Genomic DNA, 420 nt, shown 5'->3' on the forward strand with positions numbered 1-420 from the left:
ATTATGTACGAAGCAAGAAAATTAACGGAAGAAGAAAAACAAAATATAATTTACGTTATAACCGATTTTATTTTTGAAGATCTTCCAGAGGAGCCGACCGAATATGCTGTTTTAATGAGACAAAAACATGAAGAATTTCTCGCGTATTTATTAAATGAAGACGATCCTTGTAGAATTGAGTCTCTTTTAGGAGCGTGCGAAAAATATATAAAAGAGCCTAGAGATGATTGGGAAAATGATGCTTTGGGTATGGAATATGATAAATGGATAAACAATATGCCTTTTTGGACTGATATATTTAACCCAAAATGGTATGAATGGAAAAAATTAAAAAAGATAAAAGCAAAAAAAGACACTGAAAAATTCAGCTCTGTGCCTAAAGAACTGAAAGCCCAAATAGATGAGGCACTGGAGAAAAAC

The 420-nt window shown here is 32.1% G+C and carries 1 protein-coding gene; it reads left to right on the plus strand.

What is annotated here, in order from left to right; all coding sequences use genetic code 11:
• Positions 1-420 (plus strand): hypothetical protein (locus tag ACYVTD_RS17130; protein ID WP_461248848.1); only part of this gene is annotated, 420 nt, incomplete at both ends.

This window comes from Treponema sp. R6D11 (assembly GCF_054786075.1).